Source organism: Arthrobacter sp. BC5 (assembly GCF_056680255.1).
The window spans coordinates 2,399,602-2,424,866 of the sequence record NZ_CM155273.1; the positions used below are offsets into that span (position 1 = coordinate 2,399,602).

Sequence of the window (25,265 nt, forward strand, 5' to 3'; positions counted from 1 at the left end):
GAGCTCTGCTTTCGGCTGTGCGGTGACTGGTCCGCGGGTGGTCCAACTAGCGAAACCCTAACAGCCGGGGGGAGGGTGGCGACGTTCCTGGCGGGCGGCACTCCGGGCGGCCCTGCGGACGGCCCTGCGGACGCCGTCGTCCCGCCCGCTCGGGGCCGGGCACGGCACCGCGCCCATCTCCCCGGACGAACTTCGTTACCATTGGGTGACTATTCCTGAGGAGTTGCCGCAGCGGCATGCCCTGCTGCGGGCCATCAGAGCGGAAGGGGCCACGCGGTCCGCCGTAACGGACGACGATAGGCAACCAGTGCGTGGAAAGACAGCAGTAGCGATCATCGTGGCAGGGCTCCTGCTGATGCTTCTCGGCATCGGGCAGCGGACTGTCTGGGCCCCCGCCGAGACGGTGACCGCACGTGTCGCGCAGGACGCGCGGTCGGGGCCCGTCACCGTGATCGAATCCGGCTCACGGGGCGACGCCGATGGATCGGTCGAGGTGACCGTCGAGGCCGAGGGTCCCTTCACCCTCGCGGTAGGGCGGGCATCGGACGTCGAGGCGTGGGTCGGTGATGCTGCCCACCTCAGCGTGAACGGCGTGAGCGAGGACACGCTGTCCTCCGAGTACTCCGAGGGTGAGGACGCCGTCCCGTATCCCAGCGGAAGCGATCTCTGGACCACCGAGGAACCGGGCGACGGGACGCTGACCTACCGCTGGAGCGAACCCGTGGAGGGAGACTGGTCGATCCTGCTCGCAGCCGACGGCCAGGCGCCGGCTCCCACGCAGGTGTCCATCACGCGACCCAATGACCAGTCCACCCCGTTCGCCCTGCCGTTGATCATCGGCGGCGCGCTCGTCGTCGTCCTCGGCATCGCACTCCTCCTCATCGCCCCGCGGAGCCGGGGTGGCGCCCGGGCGGCCGAGGCCGTCGAAGGTACCCGCGCCCACGCCCGGCGCCACGCCACGGGCGGCACGTCCGGGGGAGCGGCGTCCATCGCCGCGCCCGGCCCGGTGCTCGTCGTCGCGGGCCTGGTCGGCGCGGGATCGCTGCTCGGCATAGCCCCCGGCATGGCGACCACGTCGCCGTCGCCCTCGGGAAGCGTCTCCGCCACTCCTTCCGCCACTCCTTCCGCCACAGCCTCGTCCTCCAGCACTTCCGGTGCATCGCCGACGTCCGCCGCCAACGGTGCGCCCTCGGCCGGCAGCGGGGACAGCGGTCCGCCGGTCGTGCTCGACACCCAGCTCAAACGCATCCTCGCCGCCGTCGCCTCGACGGTCGCGGACGCCGACGCCGCGTCCGACGCGCGGCGCCTGGCACCGCGCGTCGCCGGCGCCGCCCTCGACCTGCGGACCGGCTCCTATGCGGTGCGAGCGAAGGACACGGGCGCCGCCGCCCTCGCGCCGGTCGCCGCAGATCCCTTGCTGCTGGACATGGTCCCGACCGATCCGGAGTGGCCCCGGACGATCGTCGCCCTGACCCAGGGGGACGAGAATCCGGTGCCGCAGGCGCTCCTGCTCGTCCAGGACACCCCACGGGACAACTACAAGCTGGCGTCGGCCGTGCAGATGCTGCCGGGGACCACTTTCCCCTCGCCGCCTGCTCCCGGAGCAACGGGCCCTGTCCCGCTCGACGAGCCCGGTGCGCTCGCGACCGCACCGCAGGATGCCGTCGCGTCCATCGCGGACTTCCTGACGCAGCCGTCCGGCGCCAACGCGGGAACGTTCGAGAAGAACTCGTTCGCCGCCGCGATCACAGAGTTCCAGTCCGGCGTGGTGGCGGATCCGGGCAACACGGCAGCCACCATCACCTTCGTCCACAAGGCAGGCACCGACCGGACGCAGGCCCTGCTGACCGGCGACGGCGGTGCGATGGTCTTCGGCTACCTGACGCACACGTACTCCAGCGTGCCGAAGGCCGCGGGTGACACCATCGACCTCAAGGGGACGGTGTACCAGTCGCTGACCGGAACGGAGACGAGCGAGAAGGGCATCGACGTCAACTACGGCGAGGCCGTGATGATGTACGTACCGCCCGCCGGCAGCGACGATAAGATCCGGGTCATCGGGGCCGCCCAGCAGTTGCTGTCCGCCACGCTCCGCTAGTCGGGCAACCCCCACCAGGCGTCCACCAGCAGTAGTCAGAGAAAGGCAGAGCATTGTCCACACCAGCACAGCGGGGCGGAATGCCGCCGTCGAGCATGAACCTGCGGGGAGCGGTGGACCTGTCCGCGCTCAAGGCACGCGCCGATGCGGCTGCCCGCCCGGCGGCGGCACGACAGGCCGCAGCGGCTCCGAGCCCGTACATCGTCGAGGTGACGGAGCAGACCTTCCCTCAGTTGGTGCAGCTCTCCGCGCAGGTGCCGGTCGTCGTCAACCTCCGGGCCACGTGGAGCGAGCAGTCGAACCAGGTGACCGCCGTCCTGGAAGCGGCGGCCGTCGAGTTCGACGGCCTGATCCTGCTCGCGAACGTCGACCTCCAGGCGCAGCCGCAGATCGCGCAGGCGTTCCAGGCACAGGGTGCGCCGACAGTGGTCGCCGTCGTGAAGGGCCAGCCCGTGCCGCTGTTCGAGGGTGTCCTTCCGGACCCCCAGATCCGCGCGTACCTCGATGAGCTCATGAAGGTCGCCGAGGCGAACGGTGTGACCGGTACGCTCAACGACGGCTCGCAGCCCGGCCCGGCCGGTGCCGAAGAACCGCCCCTGCCGCCCCTGCACCAGGAGGCGTTCGACGCCATCGAAGCCGGTGACTACGCCGCCGCAGCAGGGGCCTACCGCCGCGCACTGGCCGAGCAGCCCGCCGACGCCGAGGCGAAGGCCGGGCTGGCGCAGGTGGAACTCATGCAGCGCGTGCAGGACATGGACGCGGCCGCGGTACGGCAGCGCGGAGCGGACGAGCCCGACGCCGTGGACGCCCAACTCGCCGTCGCAGACCTGGACCTCACCGGCGGGCACATCGAGGACGCCTTCAATCGGATCATCGCCTTCATCGGGCGGACCTTCGGCGAGGACCGGGACGTGGCGCGCAAGCGCCTGCTGGAACTGTTCGACGTCGTGGGGGTCTCCGACCCGCGCGTGACCAAGGCCCGCAGCGCCCTCGCCCGCGCCCTGTTCTAAGCACTGCTGCCCTCCGCACCACCCCACCCGTCCGACGCCCAGAGGATGCCATGACTTCCGCAGTTGCTCAGGCCGGCACGCCCGGCCTCTTCGATCCGATCTCGCTCCGTTCACTGGACCTCCCGCACCGCGGCTGGGTGGCGGCGATGTGCCAGTACTCGTGCGATCCCGCGGTGGCTGCCGGCGTGCCGACGGACTGGCACCTCGTCCACCTCGGGCAGTTCGCGACCGGGGGAGCGGCGCTCATCATCACCGAGGCCGCAGCGGTCAGCCACGAAGGCATGATCAGCCCCCGTGATGCCGGGATCTACACGCAGGAGCAGGCCGACGCGTGGCGCCGCATCAACGACTTCATCCACGAGCACAGCGCCGTCGGCACGAAGACGGCTGTCCAGCTCGCGCATGCCGGACGCAAGGCGTCCACCTACTGGCCCTTCAGCGGTAAGCACGATTCCGTGCCCGGGTCGGAGGGCGGCTGGCAGACCCTCGGCCCCACGGAAGAAGCCTTCGGCAGGTACGCCGCGCCGCGCGCGATGACGGAGGAGGACATCGCGAAGGTGATCCGCGACTTCGGAGCGGCTGCCGCGCTCGCCGTGGAAGCCGGCTTCGACACCGTGGAGATCCACGCCGCGCACGGCTACCTGCTCCACCAGTTCCTCTCGCCGCTCGTCAACACCCGGACGGACGGCTGGGGCGGCTCCGAGGAGGCCCGCTTCCGCCTGACGCTCGACGTGGTCCGCGAGGTCCGGCGTGCGATCCCGGAGGCCATGCCTCTGCTGTTGCGCATCTCCGCCTCCGACTGGACGGAGGGCGGGCTCGACGGTGCCGTCTCCGCGCGGCTGGCCAAGCGCGCCGCCGAGGAAGGGGTGGACTTCGTGGACGTCTCCTCCGGGGGCGCCGTACCGGCGGCGTCGATTCCCGTGGGGCCGGGCTACCAGGTCGCCCTCGCCGAGGAGGTGCGTTCCTCGGGAGTACCGACGGGCGCCGTCGGCCTCATCAGCGACCCCCGCCAGGCGGACGAGGTGATCCGCAGCGAGCGGGCCGACGTCGTTCTCGTTGCGCGGGCCGCCCTGCGTGACCCGCACTGGTGGATGCGAGCGGCCCACGAGCTCGGACACGATCTCGACCCCGCGGCGCAGTACGAGCGCGCCGGCTCGTTCTGACCGGCTCCTTCTCCTCCTTTGGGATGACGAGCGGCGCGAGCGGGCGTTGCTAGCGTTGAAGCATGAGTTCCCCCGTGCCGACACCGTCCGATGCGGACAATCCCCATGCCAGGGCCGGAACGGCCGCCTTGAGCATCCGCGGCCTCGCAAAGCGTTTCGGTGAGAAGATCGCCGTCAACGGCGTGAGCCTCGAAGTGCCGCCGGGGTCCTTCTACGGGCTCGTCGGTCCGAACGGAGCCGGCAAGACCACCACGCTGTCGATGGCGACGGGCCTGCTGCGCCCGGATCACGGGCAGGTGCTCGTGCACGGGGTGGACGTGTGGGCGCGGCCCCTGGAGGCGAAGAAGCTGATGGGCATCCTGCCCGACGGCGTCCGGCTGTTCGACCGGCTGACGGGCGAGCAGCTGGTCACCTATGCGGGCCTGCTCCGAGGGATGGATCGTGAGACTGTCGTCGAGCGGGCCGGTGACCTGCTGCGCGCCCTCGACCTCACGAGCGACGCCGGAACCCTGGTCGTGGACTACTCGGCGGGCATGACCAAGAAGATCGCCCTGGCATCCGCCCTGATCCATGCTCCGAAGCTGCTGGTCCTCGACGAGCCCTTCGAGTCCGTTGACCCCGTCTCGGCGGCGAACATCCGGGACATCCTGACGGGCTACGTCCGGTCCGGGGGATCGGTGGTCGTGTCCAGCCATGTCATGGATCTCGTCCAGCGCATGTGCGACCACGTCGCGGTCATCGCCGGCGGTACCGTCCTCGCCGCCGGGACCGTCGGCGAGGTCCGGGGAGACGCGACGCTCGAGGACCGCTTCGTGGAGCTCGTCGGCGGTCGCAACACCTCGGAAGGGCTGTCGTGGTTGCGGACCTCCTGAGGCTGAAGCTCCTCCTGCTCCGCAACACGTTCAAGCGGAGCACCGCGCAACTCATCGGGATGATCCTCGGCGGGCTGTACGGGCTGGGAGTCCTGTCGTTCCTCGTCGTCGGTCTCGTGCTCCTGGGCGCCGCGGACCTCGAGCTCATCCGCACCATCCTCGTGCTCGGCGGCTCCGCGGCGGTGCTCGGGTGGATCATCATCCCCATCGCGGTGACCGGCATCGACATGACGCTCGACCCGGCGCGGTTCGTGACCTTCGCCATCCCGATGCGACAGCTGCTGATCGGGCTCGCGCTCGGCGGGCTGGTGGGCATCCCCGGCATCGTCACGCTGATCGCAGCCCTGGCGCAGGTGCTCACCTGGATCCGGTACCCCGCGGCCGCATTGACGGCGCTCGTGTGCGGACTTGTCGCCGTCCTCCTCTGCGTCGTCGCGTCCCGGCTCGTGACGACGGCGGTGTCCTCGATGACGGGCTCCCGCCGCTTCAAGGACGTCAACGGGATCGTCGCCTTCATTCCGCTGATCTTCCTCGGGCCGATCATCGCGGGCGTGACGGCCGGTTTCCAGAACTCGCCCGGCTTCGCCGCATCCCTCGCCGATGTGTTGGCCTGGACCCCGCTCGGCGTTCTCTGGGCGGCGCCGGCCGACGTCGCGGCCGGTGACGCGGGTCTCGCCGTCGTACGATTCCTGATCGGGGTGGTGACGCTGGTGCTGTTCCTCGCACTGTGGAGCCGCAGCCTCGGCCACGCCCTGGTTACTCCTCCCTACAACGCCGTCGCGAAACGTGCCGGCGGGAACCTCGGCTGGTTCGGGCGCTTCCCCGCGACGCCCGCCGGTGCCGTGGGAGCGAGGGCCCTCACCTACTGGCTGCGCGACCCGCGGTACTTCGCATCGCTCGTGGTGGTCCCGTTCATCGCAGTACTGCTGTATTTCTCCGGTGGAGCGTCGGGTGGTGCCTTCGTGTTCCTCGGGCCCATCACCGCGTTCCTCCTGGCGTGGTCCATCTCCGCCGATATCTCCTACGACAACACGGCCTTCAGCCTCCACCTGTCCACGGGTGTCAGCGGACGGGACGACCGACTGGGACGCGTCGCCGCGCTGCTGGTCTTCGCGCTGCCGGTCACACTTGTCTTCACCGTGGTGCCGCTCCTGATCACGGGGCGGGCGCAGGACCTGCCGGTGATGCTGGGCCTGTCGATCGGTCTCCTGCTGACCGGCGCGGGGCTGTCGAGCGTCGTGTCGGCGCGGTACACCTACAACGTCCCGCTTCCTGGCGAGAGTGCCTTCAAGACGCCACCGGGTACCAACTTCCTGATGTTCGCCGTGCAGTTCGTCGGCTGGTTCGTGATGCTGTTGCTGTCGCTTCCCGAGATCGCCCTGACCATCGCCTACCTCGTCACCGGGAATGCTCTGTTCGGCTGGCTGAACCTGCTCGTCGGACTGGCTCTCGGTGCGATTCTGCTGGTGGTCGGTGTCCGTGTCGGTGGCCGATGGTACGACCGCCGGGCGCCGGAGCTCCTGCTGGCCGTCTCGAGCAATCGCTGATTCTCCTGTCCCGTCGCCACGGGCGCGGATAATAAGGGGACTTCCCACCCCTGACAAGGGTCGCTCATGTAGTTGGCTATTCCGGCCGAATTCGACTGTGCACAACCTGTAGCAGCTGGACCGCTTCGGGCTATGCTGGGGCCCATTCCGGGCGGCGGCCGACTTTGATGGGGGAGTGGCGTGATCTCTGCGGGTTCAGATCTGGGTCCAGGGGCCGAAGCGAGCGCTCGTCAGCGGGCGGTGCCGGTCCTGGCGGGAGCGGTCGTAGCGCTGATGCTGCTGACCGGCTGCCAGGGCGACGGCGACCCCTCAGCGAACCCGCCATCCGACGAGGTGTCGTCGGCGGCCCCGACCGTCGAGTCCGCTTCCACCCCGACCGCCTCGGCGACGCCTGGTCCCTCACCGGCGTCCGCGGCCGGTCCGGCCGCCAACATCCCTGTCCCCGTGAAGCCGGCACTGGCGGACCAGAACTCGGCCGAGGGGCTCGAGGCGTTCACCAAGTATTGGTTCGACCTGTTGAGCTACTCGTACATAACGAACGATTGGGCCGCCTTTGACGACGAAACTGATGCCGGGTGTCGCACCTGCTCGAGCATCAAGTCCGCGGTCAACGAACTTTACGGGCAGGGTCGATGGTTACGGGGAGCAGAGGTAAACATCATCTCCTTCGATACCGCCTTCGAGGCAACGACCAGCGGTTCCGTGACAGCATACGTAGAGAACCAGCAATCTGAAATTGAGTATTTCGAAAAAGACGGGTCCATCGCCAGAACTGTCCCTAAGCAAGACCCTGCCGCATTTGATGTCATAAATGCTCTGTATGACGAAGGCAGTTGGCTGATTCTAGATTACGGGGCGCCCGAGGGAACGTCATGATTAACAGTGCCAGGATAATTCTGACAGCTATTGTCTCTACCCTGCCGGGCTACCTTCTGCCGCCAGCGCAAGCAATGGCGGAATCAAAAGAGCCCTTACCAATCGTCGAGACGTCGGGGAACAATTTCATAGGCAAGAATCATTCGAAGATGGTTAGCCCTGGGTCACCGCAGGTAGACCGTCCCGTAGATAGTCGGCCGGCGATTGAGTCAATTAATCGACCGAATGAGGACGGTCTTGACTATGTTTACGAGCGCGCGTGTACGGCCGGAAGTGGTAGTGACCTCAACCCTGCAACGTGCCCGACAATGAATGCTCAATGCGACGCTCAGGACGGCGGTGTCCTCGTCAACTGGATCGAAGTGAACAGCAACGTGCAGCCGGCAACGCAGACACCGACCGGCCGATCGTCGTGCATGTACCCCGGGCAGCTGCCCGATCCGCCGATCGAGGGAGCGGAAGCGCCGGAGGAAGCTCCCATCGTCATCACTCTCGAGGAATTCCAGAAGCAACCCGTGCTTGCAGCGACGATCGTCTCCCAGCCCCTGAACTTCGGCCTACGGAACGCGCACTCGAACATCTACGCCGAGGCCACGGAACAGGAGTTCACCTTCCAGTTCCAGGACGCGATGGTCGTGCTGAAGGCCCGACCGGTGTCCTACCAATGGAACTACGGAGATGGCACCACGGCGAGGACGACCAGCCCTGGCGGTCCGGTGGCAGGTGGTGCCTTCGATACCCAGACCCCGACGAGCCATCAGTACGGCCAGACGGGTGACTTCAACCTCACGCTGACCACGTTCTTCGCGGGCGACTATTCCGTGGACGGCGGTCCTTTCCAGCCGGTGGCCGGTGAAGCAGCCGTGGTGTCACCGCCCCACCTCATGAGTATCTGGCGAACCGAGGGGCACAACGTCAGTCAGAACTGCATCGAGAACCCGGCCGGGATCGGCTGCGAGGCCCCGACCCGGTGATCGGGAAGCTAGGCAAGCAGGACTTCGGGCGCGCAGTCGTAGGTTCCGCCAGGTGATGTTGCCGTCAGGACGCCTGCCGACGGCTGGTCATAGCGCCAGATCCCCTCACTCTTGAGCATGTGATGCTTGCGGCAGAGATGCGCGAGGTTGTCGTGCGACGTCGTCCCCTGGTGCGACCAAGGTTTCGTGTGATCCAGTTCGCAACGCGATGCCGGAACGGAGCAGCCCGGATGTCTGCAGGTCCGGTCGCGGACCCGTAGCCATTTCTTCAGGTCGGCCGGCACGGCGTACGTGGTGCGGCCGACGCTGAGCACCGCCCCTGACTCGGGATGAGTGAGCAACCGGGTGAAGGAGGGAGCATGTGCTGCGAGCCTCCGAGCGATCTCAGCGGGTATGGGCCCGTAGCCCTCGAGATCTGCGGGTGCGTCGTCGACGCCGAGCAGAGTCAGGACAGGGACGGTGACATTGATGTGTGCTCGAACCCCGTAACCGTCGCCGGCGGTGGCATTGGCAGGTGCACTCCGCCGGCCCAGCCGATCTCCCTCGCCCTCGGCGTCATCAGCGGGCCCGTCGACGACCGGCAGGTGCTCCTCGAGGAGGAGATCCGTCAGGATGTCGGCCCGTAGCTGCGGGAGGGACCGTCGCTCGTCTTGTGCTTGTAGTCCGCGGGCAGCGTGGGTCAGTCGGGCGTCGATGGTTGAGGCATCGGTGGCGGGGAGATGGACGTGGAGCCAGGCCATCGCATCGTCCGCAGGCTCGAAATCGACGCATCGGCGCGCGGAGGCGGCACGAGCCCTGTCATCGAGCACGACGGGGTGGAGTCGCGTCCTGAGGCGGCGCGCCCGGTAGGACAGGCGGGGCACGGTGGTGCTCTCCGCAACGGGCAGGAGAGCACATTCGAGATGTGCCGCCGTAGCGTCAGGCAGTCCAGCGTATTCGTGCAGCAGGGCCGCTGCATGCCCCCACGAAATGGATCCCGCGCGGAGCGCATCCAGTGTTTTCGGGTAGTGGTTGACCAGAAGTGCGGAATTCTGCACGAGTCGGTGCGCCGTTCGTTCGGAGATTCGCAGCAGGCACGCCACTTCCGTGGCGGTCGTGGTGTCGGCGAGGTTCGTTCGGCGGCGGACGTCGCAGGACTTGTTGTTCGGCGTCTTCAGCATTTTCTGGAACATGCGGTCTTCGAAGACTGTGCGCAATTCCTCGGTCGTGTCGGCGATCTCGGCGTCGATCCGCGCTTTTGCGGCACTCAAGGAAAGCATTCGAGCGGACAACCGTTCGAGTTCCGCCAAATGCTCCGGATCGCTGCGCATGACATCATTCTCCAACCCGCCACCGACATTCCTGGCACCCGCACATATTTCTGAGGAACGATAATTCGGCACCCCTCGACACCCCGTCGTGGAGCGTGCGGCAACCGGAGTATTGCCGGGACGCCTGACCATCGAGAGGGCCGAGCGATAGACTGGGCCCATGACTATGCCTCCAGATCCCTTCGCAAACGATCCGCTCGATCCGGGCACGGGCGGCTCGACGGCCACCCTGGAACGTGAGGAGGTACGCCAGGAGGTCGAACCCGGAGATGCCGAGCGATTCGCGCACTACGTCCGCAAGGAGAAGATCATGGAGTCCGCCTTCACCGGCGAGCCCGTGATCGCACTCTGCGGCAAGGTGTGGACCCCGGGCCGGGACCCGGAGAAGTTCCCTGTCTGTCCTGAATGCAAGGAGATATACAACGGGCTGCGGCCGGGTGGCGGAGACAAGCCGAAGGGCTGAACGAGGCGCCGCCGGTGAAGGGTGCCAGCGGTAGCGGGGGGCGACGCCGCGTAGCAGAGAGCGCCGGGCTCCAGCCACCCGGAAACCCACAGTCCCACCCCGAGTAGAACACCAGGTGCAATGAGCAAGGCCAGCAGGACGTCCGGCGGGGCGGGGGACAAGCCCACGGGAGCGATGTCTCCCGGGCTGCGCCCTCTCACCATCGGCATTCTGGCCATCATCACGTGTGCGGCCTTCGAGGCGATGGCCGTCATCACCGCGATGCCCGTGGTCGCGGACGAACTGTCCGGCGAATCGAGCTACGGCCTGGCTTTCTCGATGTACCTGACGGCATCACTCCTGGGGACCGTCGTCGCCGGTTCGTGGTGCGACCGCAAGGGCCCGCGCCCGGCCCTGGCCGTCGGGATGTCACTCATGATCCTCGGTCTCCTGGCGGCAGGAGCGGCGCCGGACTTCTGGCTCGTCACCGTGGGCCGCGCGGTGTCCGGACTCGGTGGCGGGTTCATGATCGTGGCGGTGTACGTCGTGATCGGCCGGTCCTTCCCGCAACGGGCACAACCCGTGGTGTTCGGGTGGCTGGCCGCGGCCTGGGTCCTCCCGGCGCTCATCGGGCCGGTGGTGGCCGGTTTCGTGACCCAGGAGTTCGGCTGGCGGTGGGTGTTCCTCGGCGTCGCGCCCGTGGTGGTCGCCGCCGTCCTCATCGTGTGGCCGAAGACGAAGGACCTGGGCGCCATGGACGCGGCCGACGCCGGTCCGGCCAAGACGCGGGTCCTCCGGGGGTTCGCACTGGCCGGCGGCGTCTTCGCCGCGCAGTGGGCCGTCGTCCACCTCGCCGATTCGGCGGATCCCCCACGCGGGACGGTCATCGCCCTCGTGTCCCTGGCCGCCGCGGGCATCGCCGTGGCCCTGGCCGTGCTTCCCTCGCTCCTGCCCAGGGGCACCCTGGTCCTCGCCCGCGGACTGCCCAGCATCATCGCGACGCGCGGGATCGTGAACGTGGCGTTCTTCGGGACGGAGGCCTTCATCCCCCTGATGCTCGTGAACTCCCGCGGAATCGATCCGGGCACGGCGGGCCTGACCCTGAGCGCCGGAGCCCTCGGGTGGAGCGCAGGGTCCTTCGTCCAGGCGCGGGTCACGTTCGGGCGGCAGTGGCTGCTGGTGGCGGGGTCCTCGGTGCTGTCGCTGTCACTGGGAGGGTTCGCCCTCGCGACCGCCGTCGAAGCCCCGCTTTGGGTGCTCGCCGTCGTGTGGGGGCTGTCAGGCTTCGCGATGGGCATGACGCTCTCGAGCACCTCCGTGCTGGTGCTGAAGCTCTCCCCGCAGGGCGAGCAGGGACGCAATTCCGCTGCGCTGCAGATCTCCGACCAGCTCGGCGGTGTGGCGGGAACGGCGGGTGCCGGGGCACTCTTCGCCCTCCTGCACGATCCCGACGACGCGGGACACGTGCCGACCTTTGTTGCGATCTGGCTGGCTCTGTGGGTGTTCACGGGGGCAGGTATAGTTTCGGGTCTGAGAGGGGCACGGCCATCCGATGGCGGCCCCGTCCTCACCCCAAGAAGTCAATGGAAGGTACTGTCCCGGCGTGAGTAATGACACCCTGTTCGGTGCCGGCGCAGCCCTGCCTCCCGCATATCCGGAGCGCGCCGCCTGGGGGACAGCCCCCAAGCTGCGCCAGTGGCAGAGCGAGGCGCTGGAGAAGTATTTCCGGGATGCACCGAGCGATTTCCTCGCCGTCGCCACCCCCGGCGCGGGCAAGACGACGTTCGCCCTCCGGGTGGCGACGGAGCTCGTCGAACGCGGGATCGTCAACCGCGTGACCGTCGTCGCGCCGACCGACCACCTCAAGCGGCAGTGGGCCGATGCCGCGGCCAAGGTGGGCCTCGCGATCGATCCGAACTTCAAGAACGCGGACGGCCGCCACGGAGGCGCCTTCATCGGCGTCGCGGTGACCTACGCGCAGGTCGCGAGCAAGCCCATGCTGCACCGCGCCAAGACGGAGGCCGCGCGCACCCTCGTCATCCTCGACGAGATCCACCACGGTGGCGACGCGCTGTCCTGGGGCGACGGCATCCGTGAGGCGTTCGAGCCCGCGACCCGGCGCCTGGCCCTCACCGGCACCCCGTTCCGGTCCGACACCGCTGCCATCCCGTTCGTCGAATACGCGGAGGACAGGGACGGCATCCGCCGTTCACGCGCCGACTACACCTACGGCTACGGCCAGGCACTCCGCGACCACGTGGTCCGCCCGGTCATGTTCATGGCCTACTCCGGGCAGATGCGCTGGCGGACCAGCGGGGGCGAGGAGATGGCCGCGTCGCTCGGCGAGGCTGCGGTGACGAAGGACATCACCGCACAGGCCTGGCGGACCGCGCTCAACCCTGCCGGCGAGTGGATCCCGGCCGTCCTCGCAGCCGCCGACAAGCGGCTCACCGAGGTGCGGCGCACGGTGCACGACGCCGGAGGCCTCGTGATCGCGACCGACCACGACGACGCCCGCGCCTATGCCGGTCAGCTCAAGCGGATCACGGGGGAGTCCCCGACCGTCATCCTGTCCGACGACGCGAAGGCGTCCTCGAAGATCGAGGAGTTCTCCGAGGGCGACAAGCGCTGGATGGTCGCCGTCCGCATGGTGTCCGAGGGCGTCGACGTACCCCGCCTCGCCGTGGGCGTCTACGCGACCTCGACCGCCACTCCGCTGTTCTTCGCCCAGGCCGTCGGCCGGTACGTCCGTGCACGACGACGCGGGGAGACGGCGTCGATCTTCCTCCCGTCCGTGCCGAACCTCATGGCGCTCGCCAACCAGCTCGAACTCGAACGCGATCACGCCCTCGACCGCCCCGAGAAGGACGACGAGGGGTTCGGCCTGGAGGACGGCCTGATGGAGGCCGCCAACCGCGAGGACAAGGCATCCGACTCCCTGACCAAGCAGAAGTTCGAGGCACTCGAGTCGCAGGCCTCCTTCGACCGCGTGCTGTTCGACGGCGGTGAATTCGGCACCGGTGGTGAGATGGGCAGCGACGAGGAACTCGACTTCCTCGGCATCCCGGGCCTGCTCGACGCCGACCAGATGGGCCAGCTGCTGCGCCAGCGCCAGCATGAGCAGCAGTCCCGCCGGAAGGCCGGGCCGACGGCGGTGGCCGCGGCCGAGCCGCTCGTGGTGGACCACCGGCAGCTCACCGAACTGCGTGGCCAGCTCGCCAAGAACGTCTCGGCATGGGCGGCGCGCACCGGCATGCCGCACGGCCAGGTGCACACCGAGCTGCGCCGCCAGTGCGGCGGTCCCGCCGTCGCCCAGGCGAACGAGGACCAGCTCCAGCGCCGACTGCAGAAGCTGCAGGACTGGTTCATCGGCAAGAAGTAGCGGGCAGGAAGCAGGACCGGACGAGAAGGCCGGGCTGGAACAGCCCGGCCTTCTCGTCCGGAAGAGCTAGCGCACGAGCTCGACGCCCGCGGACTCGAGTTCGTCGAGGGCGTCCTCCGACCTGTCCTCGTGCACGCCACGCGTCAGGTCGGCCATCACGGTGACCGAGTATCCGGCCTGCAGCGCGTCGAGCGCCGTGGCCCGGACGCAGTAGTCCGTCGCCAGGCCGGCGATCACGACGTCGTCGACCTCGTGGTCCCGCAGCCAGTCATCGAGCGTCATCGGATCCTCGTCGCTGTCCACGGCTGCGCCGCCGAGCTTCTGGTCGCCGGTCGGCACCTCGTCGTCGGGCGCCTTGACGCCCTCGAAACCCGAGTAGGCGGCCTCGAACTGGCCCTTGCGGAAGACGGCGTCGACGCTCTCGGTATCGAGGTCGCGGTGGAAGTCCGCGCCCTTCGTGTCGGCGACGCAGTGGACGGGCCAGGAATCGACGAAGTCGGGCGTCTCGGAGAAGTGGCTGCCCGGGTCGATGTGCCAGTCCTGGGTGGCGACGATGTAGTCGTACGAGCCGGCCTGCTCGTCGATGTGGTCGCTGATGTCGGCCGCGACCTGCGCCCCTCCGTCGACGGCGAGCGAGCCGCCCTCGCAGAAGTCGTTCTGGACGTCCACGATGATCAGTGCGCGCGTCATGGTGCTGCCTCCTCGTACTCGGTGGGGATCACGGGTTCGCCGCGCTGCAGGCGGCGGACGGCCCCGGGCAGCTCGGCGAGGGACCGGGTGTGGCGCTCGGCGGCGCGGAGGACCGCTTCGGGGCCGGTCCAGCCGGACAGGACCGCTCCGTCCCGGACGAACTGCTGGATGAGCGGGCGGTCGTTGCCGTCGTCGGCCGGGCTGATGCCGATCCCGACCACCTCGGCCTGCGCCGTACCGCTCCCGTCGAGCCGGCGCAGCGCGTGCTTGAGTCCGCCGACGGACGCCTTGTTCTTGGCGGCCTTCGCCACCGAGACGTAGGCGCCGTCGTCGTCCTGCCGGCTCACGAGCTTGTAGACCATGCCCGCTGTCGGTGCTCCGGAGCCGGTGACGAGGGACGTGCCGACGCCGTAGGAGTCCACGGGGGCGGAGGCGAGGAGCCCGATCGCGAACTCGTCGAGGTCCGACGTCACGACGATCCTGGTGGTGTGGTTGCCGAGGTCGTCGAGGAGTTCGCGTACCCAACGCGCCTGCGCCACGAGATCGCCGGAGTCCAGGCGGACGGCCCCGAGCTCGGGTCCCGCCACCTCGACGGCGGTGCGGACGCCCTGTTCGACGTCGTACGTGTCCACGAGGAGCGACGTGCCGCGACCGAGCGAGGCGACCTGGGCCTCGAAGGCCGCGCGCTCGGAGTCGTGCAGCAGGGTGAAGGAATGGGCGGCCGTCCCCACCGTGGGGAGGCCGTACCTGCGGCCCGCCTCGAGGTTGGAGGTGCTGGCGAAGCCGCCGATGATGGCGGCACGGGCGGCGGCGACGGCGGCTTCCTCGTGCGTGCGGCGCGAGCCCATCTCGATGCAGGGCCGGCCGGCGGCGGCGCCCGTCATCCGGGACGCCGCCGAGGCGATGGCGCTGTCGTGGTTGAGGATGGAGAGGATGAGCGTCTCGAGGATGCAGGCCTCGGCGAAGGTCGATTCCACCGTCAGGATGGGGGAGTTCGGGAAGTAGGCCTCGCCCTCCGCGTAACCCGAGATCGAGCCCGTGAAGCGGAAGTCCCTCAGCCAGGAAAGGGTGGTGTCGTCGACGATGCGGTGGTCGCTGAGGAACGCGAGCTGGGCGTCGTCGAAGCGGAAGGTGGCCAGCGCCTCCAGCAGGCGGCCCGTGCCGGCGACGACGCCGTAGCGACGGCCCGCGGGAAGGCGGCGAGCGAAGGCCTCGAAGACCGATCGGCGGTGCGCCGCACCCGAGTGCAGGGAGGCCTGCAGCATCGTGAGCTCGTACTGGTCGGTGAAGAGCGCGCTGTTCGGCGCGTTCACGACGGGAGGCTCCGATCCGGTCGTGGCGGGCGGATCTGAGGTCAGGGCGTTGGTCACCCTCAAAACGATAGCGGGGCCTCCGCCGTGTGAGTACCCTGCCACCTGGCGGCGCTGATCCCACCTAGACTGGAAGGCATGACAGTAGGCTTTGCAACCGGCACGGACACCCTGGAAGAGGTACGGACGTCCGAGAAGACCGCCCTGGACCAGCCGTGGGTCGTGGTCGTCTGGAACGATCCGGTGAACCTCATGAGCTATGTGAGCTACGTGTTCCAGACCTACTTCGGGTACAGCGAGGCCAAGGCACGGACCCTGATGCTCGAAGTGCATGAGCAGGGCCGTTCCGCCGTCGTCTCAGGCAGCCGCGAGAAGGTGGAGCAGGACACCGTCGCGCTCCACTCGTACGGACTGTGGGCCACCTTCGAAAAAGCCGGAAGCGAGTAAGCCCACCCATGGCCAAAGCCTTCAAGTCCACGCGCCGCGGAATCACCGGAGCGCTGGAGCCGGGTGAGGCGCGCCTCCTCGGCGCGCTGCTCGACGACGTCATCTCCATGCTCGAGCCCGAGACGGCTCCCAGCGACGATCCACTGGCCGCGCTGGTCGGCATGGCCGGTGCTGATGCAGAGGCCGCCCCGCCCGATGACTCCGCCGTCCGCCGTCTCCTGCCCGACGCCGTCCGCGGGGACGACGACGAGGCGCTGGCCTTCCGCCGCCTGACGGAGCGCTCCCTCCGCGAGCAGAAGATCGGGGCGCTGCGCGGAACCGCCCTCCTGATCGAGTCGAGCCCCATGACGCTCAACGACGAGCAGGCGAGGCTCTTCGCCCAGGCGCTCAACGACGTCCGACTGGTCCTCGCCGACCGTCTGAGCATCGAGACGGAGGAGGACGCCGAGCGGCTGCACGACATCGCGGACTCCAAGGACGTCGACGACGTCGAGTCCTACCTCGCTCTCGTGTACAACTTCATCACCTGGCTGCAGGAATCCCTGGTGCAGGCCATGCTGAAGGCCGTCCGGCTGGAACGCTGATCCTCCACGCCGCCTGCCGCCGCGGACCATGATCGGCAGGCTGTGACAAAACCCACGGAACAGCGGATAGTTTTCGTCCGCGACACGTCCTATTGTCAGAGGACCATGAGCCCAGAGCCAGAGAACACGGACCGCAGCGGGGCGCCGATCGGCATCTTCGACTCCGGCGTCGGCGGACTGACGGTCGCGCGAGCCGTCATCGACCAGCTGCCCCACGAATCGATCATGTACGTCGGCGACACGGCGAACGGACCCTACGGACCCCTTCCGATCGCCCGCGTCCGAGCACATGCGCTCGGCGTGATGGACGAGCTCGTCGACTCGGGCGTGAAGCTCCTCGTCATCGCCTGCAACTCGGCGTCGGCCGCCGTGCTCCGCGACGCCCGCGAGCGCTACACCGCCCGGTACGGCATCCCCGTGATCGAGGTCATCCAGCCCGCCGTCCGCCGTGCCGTGGCCTCCACCCGATCGGGGCGCATCGGCGTGATCGGGACGACGGCGACCGTCGGCTCGCGCGCCTACGACGACACCTTCGCCGCCGCACCTCACCTCGAGGTCACCTCGGTCGCGTGTCCCGCGTTCGTCGAGTTCGTGGAGGCCGGGATCACCGGGGGAGAGGCCCTCCTGCGGACGGCCGAGGAGTACCTGCGGCCCCTGCAGGACGCGGGCGTGGACACGCTCGTGCTCGGCTGCACCCACTATCCACTGCTCACGGGCGTCATCTCCTACGTGATGGGCGACGCCGTCACCCTCGTCTCCAGTGCGGAGGAGACGGCCAAGGACGTCTACCGGGCCCTCGTCTCCCACGGCCTCGAGCGCAGCGACGAAGCGCCGGCCGTGCACCGCTTCATCGCGACGGGCGACGCCGGCAGCTTCGAGGTGCTGGCCCGCAGGTTCCTGGGCCCGGAGGTGCTCGCCGTGCAGCACGTGGATCACGTCGCCGCGCAGTACCCGACCGGCAGCCTCGCACGCATCACGCCCGAGATGATCGCCGCCGCCGGATTCCCGCGGGCATGAAACTCACCATCGTCGGATGCAGCGGCTCCTTTCCCGGGCCGCAGTCGCCGGCTTCCTGCTACCTGCTCAGCGCGGAGTGGGAGGGCCGCACCTGGCGCATCCTCCTCGACCTGGGCAACGGATCGCTCGGGGCCCTGCAGCGGTACATGGACCTGCGGGAGATCGACGCGGTGTTCCTCTCCCACCTCCATCCGGACCACTGCATGGACCTGTGCGGTCTCCACGTGGCCGTCCACTGGGACCCGGCGGGCTGGGGGCTGCCCCGGATCCCCGTCTGGGGACCGGCCGCGACCGCGGACAGGATGGCCAGTGCGTACGGGCTCGAGCTCGATCCCGGCATGCACGAGGACTTCGACTTCCGCTCCTGGTCCGACCGTGCCCCGGTGTCGGTCGGGCCGTTCACGATCACGCCGTACCAGGTCCTGCACCCCATCGAGGAGGCGTATGCCCTGCGGGTGGAGGTCGCCGAAGCGGATGAGCACGGTGACCCCCGCCCCCACGTCCTGACCTACTCCGGGGACACGGATGCCTGCGACGGGCTCGTGGACGCGGCCCGGAACGCGGACATCTTCCTGTGCGAGGCCGCCTTCCACGAGGGCCGCGACGACGCCATCACGGGCGTCCACCTGACCGGCCGGCGCGCGGGCGACGTCGCCACCCGGGCCGGCGCCAAGCGCCTCCTGCTGACCCACCTGCCGGTGTGGAACGACGCCAACGTGGCCGTCACAGAAGCCCGACAGAGCTATCACGGCCACCTCGCTGTCGCCGTCGCCGGGGTCTCCTACACGGTCTGAGGGCCGGAATGCGGCTACCCGGCAGACCCCCGGGCGTCACGCCACCAGCAATTCCCCATGTGCTCCCGTCTAGACTGGAAATCATGACCTCCGCGAATTCCACGCCCGTTCCGCCCTCCGCCGGCGCCGCAACCCCCGTCCTGCGGGCGGACGGCAGGACACCCGACCAGCTGCGCAACATCAGCATCACGCGCGGATGGTCCAAGCAGGCCGAGGGATCGGCCCTCATCGAATTCGGGAACACGCGCGTGCTCTGCACGGCGTCCCTGACCAGCGGTGTCCCGCGATGGCTCAAGGGCGAGGGCAAGGGCTGGGTGACGGCGGAGTACGCCATGCTCCCGCGTGCCACGAACACGCGGTCGGACCGGGAATCGGTCAAGGGCAGGATCGGCGGCAGGACGCACGAGATCTCCCGGCTGATCGGCCGCTCGCTGCGTTCGATCATCGACACGAAGGCGCTCGGCGAGAACACGATCGTGCTCGACTGCGACGTGCTGCAGGCTGACGGCGGCACGAGGACCGCGGCGATCACGGGCGCCTATGTGGCGCTCGCCGACGCCATCCGGTACGCCAAGGACAAGAAGCTCATCCCCGCCTCGGCCTCTCCGCTGACGGACACCGTGGCCGCCATCAGCGTCGGCATCATCGACGGTGTCCCGATGCTGGATCTTCCCTACGTGGAGGACGTGCGCGCGGAGACGGACATGAACGTCGTGGTCACCGGTTCCGGCACGTTCGTGGAGGTGCAGGGCACCGCCGAGGGAGCCCCCTTCGACCGCGCGGAGCTCGATGCGCTCCTGGACCTCGCCCTGCTCGGCACCGCCCAGCTCGCCCGGATCCAGATCGACACCCTCCGGGACTCGCAGGGTGGCTGACGCACCCCGGCTCGTCCTCGCCACGCGCAACGCCGGCAAACTGCGGGAACTGCGTGAGCTGCTGCGCGGCCGGGTGCCCGGTCTCGACGTCGACACGCAGGTGATCGACGCTGCCGCGGCGGGCGCGCCCGACGTGGTGGAGACCGGTGTCACGTTCGAGGAGAACGCGCTGCTGAAGGCGGAACAGACCGCCCGGGCCACCGGCCTGATCGCCGTCGCGGACGACTCCGGCCTGGCCGTGGACGTCCTCGGCGGCGCTCCCGGGATCTTCTCCGCCCGGTGGTCCGGCAGGCACGGAGACGACGCCGCGAACCTCGAGCTCCTCCTGGCCCAGCTCGCCGACATCCCCGCCGAGCGACGCGGAGCGGCCTTCGTCTGCGCCGCGGCGATCGCGCACCCCTTCGCCGGGCAGCACAACCGCACCGAGCGAGGCGAACTGCGCGGTTCCCTGCTGACGGCACCCCGCGGCGACGGCGGCTTCGGCTATGACCCCATCCTCGTGCCCGACGGACTGCAGCGCACCTGCGCGGAGCTGGCACCCGAGGAGAAGAACGCCATCAGCCACCGGGGCATCGCCTTCCGCGCCCTGCTGCCGCACCTCGTCGAGGCGCTCTCCTGAGCCGCGCGCCTGGATCCGGCAGGACCGCAGCACCGAAGGAACCACCAGGACCACACGCCGTCCGGCAGGACGGACCATGAGAGGGACGAATACCACCGTGAGCAGCATCCAGACAGCCCAGCTCCAGGTCGCGACGGCGACCACGACGTCGGACGGCTCCGCCCTCGGCGCCGTCACGGACTGGGCGGTGAACCTGATGGAGACCATCGGGGCCCCCGGTGCCGGGCTCGCCATCGCGCTCGAGAACCTCTTCCCGCCCCTGCCGAGCGAGGTGATCCTGCCGCTGGCCGGATTCACCGCCAGCCGCGGCAACTTCTCCCTGTTCGAGGCGATCCTGTGGACCACCCTCGGTTCGGTCGTCGGCGCCTACGCGCTGTACGCGCTCGGAGCCTGGCTCGGGCGCGACCGCATGCGCCGCCTGGTGTCCAAGGTGCCCCTCATCGATCTCGAGGACGTCGACAGGGTGGAGGCCTGGTTCAACCGGCACGGCTACCGGGCGGTGTTCTTCGGCCGCATGATCCCGCTCTTCCGGAGCCTCGTGTCGATACCGGCCGGCATCGAACGCATGCCTCTCGGCAAGTTCCTGCTGCTGACCACGGCCGGCAGCCTCATCTGGAACTCGATCTTCGTGATGGCGGGTTTCTTCCTCGGGGAGAGCTGGCACATCGTGGAGCAGTACGCCGACACGTTCCAGAAGATCGTGATCGTCGCCGTCGTGCTGTTCGCCGTCTACTTCGTCTTCTCGAAGGTGCGCAAGCACCGCGCCGGGAAGCGGGTGCAGTGACGTCCGGTCCCGGAGACCGCGCCCCGGACCCGCTGGTCCGCGTCTGGCCGCTGTTCGGGCTCGTCCTCACCACGCCCCGCCTCGTCCTGACCCCGGTCCGGGACGAGCACCTGCCGGACCTGGTTGACGCTGTCCTGGCCGGGGTGCACGACCCCGCCGAGATGCCGTTCAGCGTCCCGTGGACGGACGCACCACGCGACGTCCTGATCCCGGCGACTGCGAGGCACCAGTGGCGCATCCGGGCCGGCGTGTCGCCCGAGGACTGGACCATCAATTTCGCGGTCCTCCAGGAGGGGCGCGTCATCGGCGTGCAGGACCTCATGGCACGCTCCTTCCCGCTGTTGCGGCGCGTCGGCTCCGGATCCTGGCTCACGCGGTCCGTCCACGGCAGGGGGTTCGGCACGGAGATGCGCGCCGCCGTGCTGCAGTTCGCGTTCGATCACCTCGGCGCCACGTCCGCCGTCTCGGAGGCAGCCGACTGGAACACGGCGTCACTCGGCGTCTCCCGGCGACTCGGGTACGTCCCCAACGGGACGGACCTGGTGGAGGGCCGCCCGGGCGAGGTCCAGGTACAGCAGAACCTGGTGCTGGCCCGCGAGGACTTCCTCCGGCCCGGGTGGACGGCCGAGGTGCGCGGAGCCAGGGACGCGCTCGCGTTCCTCACCACCGGATCGGCCGCCTGAGCCGGCCGGGGATCCGGTGTCCCTACGCCCGAGGGAAGGGCCGCTCGGCGGCCGCGGGCGTCGAGAGCAGGCGGGAGAGGTCCGACGACGGCTCGAACAGCCGGGCGTCGATCCCCAGGGCCAGGGCGGCAGCGACGTTGGCCGGAGAGTCGTCGACGAAGGTCACGAGGTCCGGTGCCACGGCGAGCTCCGACAGCACGTGGCGGAAGATCTCCGGAGACGGCTTTACGAGCCCGAGCGACGAGCTGAAGAACAGGCGCTGGAACAGGCTGGTCCACGGCGCATCGATGAACTGGGAGACCATGGCCGCCGGCATGTTGGAGAGCAGGGCCAGTCGCTCGCCCCGCGCGTCCAGGTCCTCGAGGACGTCGAGCGTCTCCAGGTTCGGGTGGGACCACTGGTTGTCGTCGAGGATGTCGAGCCAGCCGGATCTCACCGCTCCCACGCGCTGGCCGCAGACGAGGGACCAGTACTCGTCGGAGGTCAGCGCTCCGGCGTCGTAGGCGTGGCGGTGCTGCCAGTAGGTCGAGGTGGGCGCCTGCAGGTCCTGCACGCCGGTCGCTTCCGCGAGCTGCCCCCAGTCCTCGGGCGTCGGGGAGGTGGAGACCACGTTGCCGTAGTCGAAGAGGTACCACCGGCGGGAGCTGTCATTGCGGGCCATGCCTCAGCCTATGGCCAACCCCGGCGCACGCGCGGCTGTCCGGCGGTTAACGTTGAGTGAACTGGGGGTGGGGAAGCGGGCGGTAAACTGGTACACGTGGGAATCGCGTTCACGGCCATCGACTTCGAGACGGCGAACGGCTTCCGCGGCTCCCCGTGTGCCGTCGGCCTGACGAAGGTCCGGGACGGCCGGGTCGTGGAAGAGGCGTCCTGGCTGATGCGCCCGCCCGTAGGCCACGACCACTTCGACTCCCGCAACATCGCGATCCACGGCATCACGTCCGGCATGGTCGAGGAGGCCCCCCGGTTCGGTGACCTCTTCCCGGAGATCGGCGGCTTCATCGGCTCCGACGTCCTGGTCGCCCACAACGCGGCCTTCGACCTCGGCGTCATCCGGTCGGCGCTCGAAGTCTCCGCCCTCGCGGGCCCCGCCTGGGACTACGCCTGCACCGTGGTGCTCTCCCGCAAGAGCTACTCGCTCCCGTCCTACTCCCTGCCGTTCGTCGCGGAGGCAGCCGGCGTGCCGCTCCTCAACCATCACGACGCCGTCGAGGACGCGCGGGCGTGCGCCGGCATCATGATCGACATCGCCCGCCGGTACGGCGCCCCGACGGTCGAGGACGTCCTCGGTCACCACAACCTCCCGCTGTCCCGCGCCGAGCCGTACGCACCGGGCGTTGACGAGCTGTCGAAGGCGACGCGTACGGCACTCGAACGCGGATCCTCACCGTCGGGGTGGTCGGGCTGGCCCGAGGAGGGCGAGAACCCGCATGCCAACGCGCAGGCCGACCCGCGGCACCCGCTCTACGGGCAGACCGTCGTCTTCACCGGGAACCTCGGTATCCCGCGCCCGCAGGCCAAGGAGCGGGCGGCACGCCTGGGAGCGCAACCGGCGAGTTCCGTCACGCGAAGGACCACGGTCCTCGTGGTCGGTGACGGTTTCGTCGCATCCGACCTGCGCAACGGCCGCGTGACGGGCAAGGCACGGCGCGTCCTGGAACTGCACGAGCGGGGCCAGGCGATCGAGGTGCTCTCGGAGGCCGAGTTCCTGCAGATGACCGGCGGCCGGTGGCCCGCGGAGAGCCAGTAGCCCGCTCGCGGTAGGTATCCGTTCAGAAGCGCAGCTCCAGGCCGGTGAGGCGGGCCGACAGGTCGATGAGCCTCGAGGCCGCGTTGCTCTCCCGTGCGCGGGGCTTCGCCGGCACGAGCGCGGGGCGTCCGGTGAGCTGGAACCAGCCGTCGGGCCCGCAGTAGGAACCGTTCGGGATGTCGGGGTCGACCGCGGCGCGCACGAGCGGCCAGGCCCCTTCATGCTTCCCCTGGGCGACCGGTTGCATGATCCGCCGCTTCCATCCTGCCGCTTCCCGGCGCGCTTCGACGCCTGGCCGATCCGGTGTGAACATCCCCAGGGCGAGCCCCGGGTGGGCGACGACGCTCGTCGCCGGGCTGCCCGTGAGGTCCAGGCGCCGAGCGAGCTCGAAGCCGAAGGACATGACGGCCAGCTTGGATGTCGCGTAGGCGCTCGCGCTGCGGTACGACGACGGCTGGAGCGATGACAGCGTCAGTCGCGCCCAGCGGTGGCTGATGCTCCCGAGGTGGACGATCCTCGTCGCCGCGGCCGACAGCGCCGGGAGGAGCAGGGCTATCAGCGCGTAGTGGCCGAGGTGGTTCGTCCCGAACTGCAGTTCGAAGCCGTCCGCCGTCGTGCGCCTGTGCGGCGAGCCCACGACGCCGGCGTTCGCGAGCAGCCCGCTCAGCGGCGGGCCCTCGGCGATCGTCCCGGCGGCCGCCCTCACCGAGGCGAGGTCGGCCAGGTCGAGGGGCTGGAAGGTGACGTCGGCATCGGGGTGCACGCTGCGGATGGCACTGATCGCGCGTTCCGCCCTGTCCCTGCTGCGCGATGCCATGACCACGCCTGCTCCGGCCCCCGCGAGCTGTTCGCAGGCGAAGTAGCCGAGGCCCGCGTTACCGCCCGTCACGAGGACACGCCGCCCCGCAAGCGGGGGAAGCGCTGCCGGATCCCACATGGGTCAGGAGCCCGTCGTCGCGGAGAGCAGCGTCCGCGCCATGGTGCGGACGACCTCGGGTACCCCGGACGCGCTGAGGTAGGCAGAGGGGACGGCAGCCGTACCGTGGAGCGCGCCGATGATGGCGCCGGCCACGGACGAGGCGATCACCGGTGACGCATCGGGCCTGCCCGCTCCTGCTGCGTGCGCCAGAGCCGCGGCCATCTGGTCCCGGGGCGACGACGCCCCGGCGGCGGCCTCGAGGACGGCCTGGAGTGCGGCCTCGAACGTCCCCGCGGCCGTGCTGCCGTCGGCAGCCGATCCTCCGCCGGGCGAGGAGCCTGCCGCCGCACCGGCCGACAGTGCCGCGGCGCCGTCGTGCCCTGCGCCGCCGGCCAGGTGGTGCTCTTCCCCCCGGGCGGCGCCGACGGCCTCGTCGAGGCTGCCGCCCTCGATCGCGAGTGACCGGATGATGTTGCTGAACAGGGCAGCGGTGCTCCTGGCGGCGGCGGTTCCGTGGGTGAGCGCCGCGGCCTCGATCGTCAGGCGCTCGACCATGCTCGCGGGGATGCGCGGCACGAGCCCGAACGGACCGGAGCGCATCAGCGCGCCCGGCCCCTCTGCGCGCGGATTCAGCGGCCGGGCCTGCGTCCCCATCTCGCCCGTGAGGAGGGCACGTACGGTATCGGCGTCGGGGTCGTGGACAGGCAGCAGGTCCTCCTGCCGATCGAGCCACCGCGCGGGCGCCGCGGGCGCGTTGGCCGGCAGGTGTTCACCCTGGCGGCCGAGCCAGCGGAGGTAGGAGAGCCACAGGCATGCGGTCTCGTCCGCGGCGACCCCGTCATTGGCCCATTCCAGTGCCTCGATCAGGCCGTCGACCGTGTACAGGGTCAGCTGGGTGGCGTCCGAGACGGCGAGGGACGCGGGGTCGGCGAGCGCGGCGGACGGATCATCGCCGGCAGCCCACAGCAGGCCGTAGGCGTCGCCCGCCATCGTGCCGAGCAGGCAGCCCAGGACGCGGTCCTCGTAGCCGGGGTTCGCGGGGGAGGGTGCGGGAGTACTGTCAGTGGTCACCCGTCCAGTCTAGGGAGGCCCGGGACCTCGGGGTTCCTGGTCCTCCCA

Annotated in this window: 26 protein-coding genes; 19 read left to right on the top strand and 7 right to left on the bottom strand. The window is 69.5% G+C overall.

Translation table 11 applies throughout. From position 1 onward, the window contains the following. Window positions 1-307 precede the first annotated feature (307 nt). The 5 genes from AC1MFI_RS11135 (at window position 308) to AC1MFI_RS11155 (ending at window position 6,690) form a co-directional block, all read left to right on the top strand. Window positions 308-2,098 (top strand): DUF8094 domain-containing protein, encoded by a 1,791-nt coding sequence (locus tag AC1MFI_RS11135; RefSeq protein ID WP_479816896.1) that lies wholly within the window; start codon window positions 308-310, stop codon window positions 2,096-2,098. A gap of 53 nt (window positions 2,099-2,151) precedes the next feature. Next, window positions 2,152-3,108 carry a co-chaperone YbbN gene (locus AC1MFI_RS11140; RefSeq protein ID WP_479816898.1) on the top strand — a complete coding sequence of 319 codons (957 nt, stop codon included), beginning with the start codon at window positions 2,152-2,154 and terminating at the stop codon, window positions 3,106-3,108. A gap of 50 nt (window positions 3,109-3,158) precedes the next feature. Beyond that, window positions 3,159-4,271, top strand: coding sequence for an NADH:flavin oxidoreductase/NADH oxidase (locus AC1MFI_RS11145; protein ID WP_479816899.1), 1,113 nt, complete (start codon window positions 3,159-3,161; stop codon window positions 4,269-4,271). 62 nt (window positions 4,272-4,333) lie between these two features. After that, entirely contained in the window at window positions 4,334-5,143 is an 810-nt protein-coding gene (locus AC1MFI_RS11150; protein ID WP_479816900.1) for an ABC transporter ATP-binding protein, read from the top strand. Continuing rightward, the gene (locus AC1MFI_RS11155; RefSeq protein ID WP_479816901.1) at window positions 5,125-6,690 is read left to right on the top strand and encodes a transporter; all 1,566 of its coding nucleotides are present in this window, start codon (window positions 5,125-5,127) and stop codon (window positions 6,688-6,690) included. Before AC1MFI_RS11150 ends, AC1MFI_RS11155 begins: the two co-directional genes overlap by 19 nt. A gap of 230 nt (window positions 6,691-6,920) precedes the next feature. Here the strand turns inward: AC1MFI_RS11155 and AC1MFI_RS11160 are convergent, their stop codons facing one another. Then, on the bottom strand, window positions 6,921-7,124 hold the full coding sequence (locus AC1MFI_RS11160; protein WP_479816902.1) for a hypothetical protein: 204 nt from the start codon (window positions 7,122-7,124) through the stop codon (window positions 6,921-6,923). Window positions 7,125-7,134: 10 nt separating this feature from the next. Between AC1MFI_RS11160 and AC1MFI_RS11165 the strand changes: the two genes are divergently transcribed. Together AC1MFI_RS11165 and AC1MFI_RS11170 are read left to right on the top strand one after the other, a co-directional pair. Continuing rightward, window positions 7,135-7,566 carry a DUF6318 family protein gene (locus AC1MFI_RS11165; RefSeq protein WP_479816903.1) on the top strand — a complete coding sequence of 144 codons (432 nt, stop codon included), beginning with the start codon at window positions 7,135-7,137 and terminating at the stop codon, window positions 7,564-7,566. A 308-nt stretch (window positions 7,567-7,874) separates the two neighbouring features. Beyond that, entirely contained in the window at window positions 7,875-8,540 is a 666-nt protein-coding gene (locus AC1MFI_RS11170) for a PKD domain-containing protein (protein ID WP_479816904.1), read from the top strand. Window positions 8,541-8,548: 8 nt separating this feature from the next. On the opposite strand, the gene AC1MFI_RS11175 is transcribed toward AC1MFI_RS11170, so the two are convergent. Next, entirely contained in the window at window positions 8,549-9,850 is a 1,302-nt protein-coding gene (locus AC1MFI_RS11175) for an HNH endonuclease (RefSeq protein ID WP_479816906.1), read from the bottom strand. A gap of 160 nt (window positions 9,851-10,010) precedes the next feature. Between AC1MFI_RS11175 and AC1MFI_RS11180 the strand changes: the two genes are divergently transcribed. From AC1MFI_RS11180 to AC1MFI_RS11190, 3 genes are all read left to right on the top strand, one after another. Next, a complete protein-coding gene (locus tag AC1MFI_RS11180) occupies window positions 10,011-10,313 on the top strand; it encodes a DUF3039 domain-containing protein (protein WP_400483883.1) in 303 nt (100 codons plus the stop codon). A gap of 120 nt (window positions 10,314-10,433) precedes the next feature. Further along, window positions 10,434-11,903: an MFS transporter gene (locus AC1MFI_RS11185; protein WP_479816908.1), complete on the top strand. Its 1,470-nt coding sequence runs from the start codon at window positions 10,434-10,436 to the stop codon at window positions 11,901-11,903. Beyond that, entirely contained in the window at window positions 11,845-13,674 is a 1,830-nt protein-coding gene (locus tag AC1MFI_RS11190; protein WP_479816909.1) for a DEAD/DEAH box helicase, read from the top strand. The genes AC1MFI_RS11185 and AC1MFI_RS11190 overlap by 59 nt, the downstream gene beginning before the upstream one ends. A 66-nt stretch (window positions 13,675-13,740) precedes the next feature. Here AC1MFI_RS11190 and AC1MFI_RS11195 read toward each other — a convergent pair whose 3' ends face one another. Both AC1MFI_RS11195 and AC1MFI_RS11200 read right to left on the bottom strand, forming a co-directional pair. Further along, window positions 13,741-14,364: an isochorismatase family protein gene (locus tag AC1MFI_RS11195; RefSeq protein WP_479816910.1), complete on the bottom strand. Its 624-nt coding sequence runs from the start codon at window positions 14,362-14,364 to the stop codon at window positions 13,741-13,743. After that, window positions 14,361-15,677: a nicotinate phosphoribosyltransferase gene (locus AC1MFI_RS11200; protein WP_479820855.1), complete on the bottom strand. Its 1,317-nt coding sequence runs from the start codon at window positions 15,675-15,677 to the stop codon at window positions 14,361-14,363. Before AC1MFI_RS11200 ends, AC1MFI_RS11195 begins: the two co-directional genes overlap by 4 nt. Before the next feature lie 135 nt (window positions 15,678-15,812). Here AC1MFI_RS11200 and clpS point away from each other — a divergent pair, with 135 nt between their 5' ends. The 8 genes from clpS (at window position 15,813) to AC1MFI_RS11240 (ending at window position 21,477) form a co-directional block, all read left to right on the top strand. Then, complete coding sequence (clpS, locus tag AC1MFI_RS11205) at window positions 15,813-16,121, top strand: ATP-dependent Clp protease adapter ClpS (protein ID WP_479816911.1); 309 nt, start codon at window positions 15,813-15,815, stop codon at window positions 16,119-16,121. Window positions 16,122-16,129: 8 nt separating this feature from the next. Beyond that, window positions 16,130-16,705: a DUF2017 domain-containing protein gene (locus AC1MFI_RS11210; protein ID WP_479816912.1), complete on the top strand. Its 576-nt coding sequence runs from the start codon at window positions 16,130-16,132 to the stop codon at window positions 16,703-16,705. A gap of 105 nt (window positions 16,706-16,810) precedes the next feature. Further along, window positions 16,811-17,722: a glutamate racemase gene (gene murI / locus AC1MFI_RS11215; protein WP_479816913.1), complete on the top strand. Its 912-nt coding sequence runs from the start codon at window positions 16,811-16,813 to the stop codon at window positions 17,720-17,722. Continuing rightward, window positions 17,719-18,516 (top strand): MBL fold metallo-hydrolase, encoded by a 798-nt coding sequence (locus tag AC1MFI_RS11220; RefSeq protein WP_479816915.1) that lies wholly within the window; start codon window positions 17,719-17,721, stop codon window positions 18,514-18,516. The genes murI and AC1MFI_RS11220 overlap by 4 nt, the downstream gene beginning before the upstream one ends. An 83-nt stretch (window positions 18,517-18,599) precedes the next feature. Next, window positions 18,600-19,391 (top strand): ribonuclease PH, encoded by a 792-nt coding sequence (gene rph / locus AC1MFI_RS11225; RefSeq protein ID WP_479816916.1) that lies wholly within the window; start codon window positions 18,600-18,602, stop codon window positions 19,389-19,391. Then, window positions 19,384-20,010, top strand: a complete 627-nt coding sequence (gene rdgB / locus AC1MFI_RS11230) for an RdgB/HAM1 family non-canonical purine NTP pyrophosphatase (protein ID WP_479816918.1) — start codon at window positions 19,384-19,386, stop codon at window positions 20,008-20,010. Before rph ends, rdgB begins: the two co-directional genes overlap by 8 nt. Window positions 20,011-20,086: 76 nt before the next feature. Then, the gene (locus AC1MFI_RS11235; protein ID WP_479816919.1) at window positions 20,087-20,794 is read left to right on the top strand and encodes a DedA family protein; all 708 of its coding nucleotides are present in this window, start codon (window positions 20,087-20,089) and stop codon (window positions 20,792-20,794) included. Beyond that, the gene (locus AC1MFI_RS11240) at window positions 20,791-21,477 is read left to right on the top strand and encodes a GNAT family N-acetyltransferase (RefSeq protein ID WP_479816920.1); all 687 of its coding nucleotides are present in this window, start codon (window positions 20,791-20,793) and stop codon (window positions 21,475-21,477) included. The genes AC1MFI_RS11235 and AC1MFI_RS11240 overlap by 4 nt, the downstream gene beginning before the upstream one ends. A 22-nt stretch (window positions 21,478-21,499) precedes the next feature. On the opposite strand, the gene AC1MFI_RS11245 is transcribed toward AC1MFI_RS11240, so the two are convergent. Then, window positions 21,500-22,138, bottom strand: a complete 639-nt coding sequence (locus AC1MFI_RS11245) for an HAD family hydrolase (protein ID WP_479816921.1) — start codon at window positions 22,136-22,138, stop codon at window positions 21,500-21,502. Between the two features lie 96 nt (window positions 22,139-22,234). Between AC1MFI_RS11245 and AC1MFI_RS11250 the strand changes: the two genes are divergently transcribed. After that, on the top strand, window positions 22,235-23,227 hold the full coding sequence (locus AC1MFI_RS11250; RefSeq protein WP_479816922.1) for an exonuclease domain-containing protein: 993 nt from the start codon (window positions 22,235-22,237) through the stop codon (window positions 23,225-23,227). 22 nt (window positions 23,228-23,249) lie between these two features. Here the strand turns inward: AC1MFI_RS11250 and AC1MFI_RS11255 are convergent, their stop codons facing one another. After that, complete coding sequence (locus AC1MFI_RS11255; RefSeq protein ID WP_479816924.1) at window positions 23,250-24,116, bottom strand: SDR family NAD(P)-dependent oxidoreductase; 867 nt, start codon at window positions 24,114-24,116, stop codon at window positions 23,250-23,252. 51 nt (window positions 24,117-24,167) lie between these two features. After that, the gene (locus AC1MFI_RS11260) at window positions 24,168-25,217 is read right to left on the bottom strand and encodes an ADP-ribosylglycohydrolase family protein (protein WP_479816926.1); all 1,050 of its coding nucleotides are present in this window, start codon (window positions 25,215-25,217) and stop codon (window positions 24,168-24,170) included. Between the last annotated feature and the right edge of the window lie 48 nt (window positions 25,218-25,265).

Coding starts and splice junctions, on each gene's coding strand:
- AC1MFI_RS11145 (WP_479816899.1), top strand. CDS start 3,159: ATGACTTCCGCAGTTGCTCAGGCCGGCACGCCCGGCCTCTTCGATCCG.
- AC1MFI_RS11150 (WP_479816900.1), top strand. CDS start 4,334: ATGAGTTCCCCCGTGCCGACACCGTCCGATGCGGACAATCCCCATGCC.
- AC1MFI_RS11160 (WP_479816902.1), bottom strand. CDS start 7,124: ATGTTGGCGGCCGGACCGGCCGCGGACGCCGGTGAGGGACCAGGCGTC.
- AC1MFI_RS11170 (WP_479816904.1), top strand. CDS start 7,875: ATGAATGCTCAATGCGACGCTCAGGACGGCGGTGTCCTCGTCAACTGG.
- AC1MFI_RS11175 (WP_479816906.1), bottom strand. CDS start 9,850: ATGCGCAGCGATCCGGAGCATTTGGCGGAACTCGAACGGTTGTCCGCT.
- AC1MFI_RS11180 (WP_400483883.1), top strand. CDS start 10,011: ATGACTATGCCTCCAGATCCCTTCGCAAACGATCCGCTCGATCCGGGC.
- AC1MFI_RS11185 (WP_479816908.1), top strand. CDS start 10,434: ATGAGCAAGGCCAGCAGGACGTCCGGCGGGGCGGGGGACAAGCCCACG.
- AC1MFI_RS11190 (WP_479816909.1), top strand. CDS start 11,845: ATGGCGGCCCCGTCCTCACCCCAAGAAGTCAATGGAAGGTACTGTCCC.
- AC1MFI_RS11195 (WP_479816910.1), bottom strand. CDS start 14,364: ATGACGCGCGCACTGATCATCGTGGACGTCCAGAACGACTTCTGCGAG.
- clpS (WP_479816911.1), top strand. CDS start 15,813: ATGACAGTAGGCTTTGCAACCGGCACGGACACCCTGGAAGAGGTACGG.
- AC1MFI_RS11210 (WP_479816912.1), top strand. CDS start 16,130: ATGGCCAAAGCCTTCAAGTCCACGCGCCGCGGAATCACCGGAGCGCTG.
- murI (WP_479816913.1), top strand. CDS start 16,811: ATGAGCCCAGAGCCAGAGAACACGGACCGCAGCGGGGCGCCGATCGGC.
- AC1MFI_RS11220 (WP_479816915.1), top strand. CDS start 17,719: ATGAAACTCACCATCGTCGGATGCAGCGGCTCCTTTCCCGGGCCGCAG.
- rph (WP_479816916.1), top strand. CDS start 18,600: ATGACCTCCGCGAATTCCACGCCCGTTCCGCCCTCCGCCGGCGCCGCA.
- AC1MFI_RS11235 (WP_479816919.1), top strand. CDS start 20,087: ATGAGAGGGACGAATACCACCGTGAGCAGCATCCAGACAGCCCAGCTC.
- AC1MFI_RS11245 (WP_479816921.1), bottom strand. CDS start 22,138: ATGGCCCGCAATGACAGCTCCCGCCGGTGGTACCTCTTCGACTACGGC.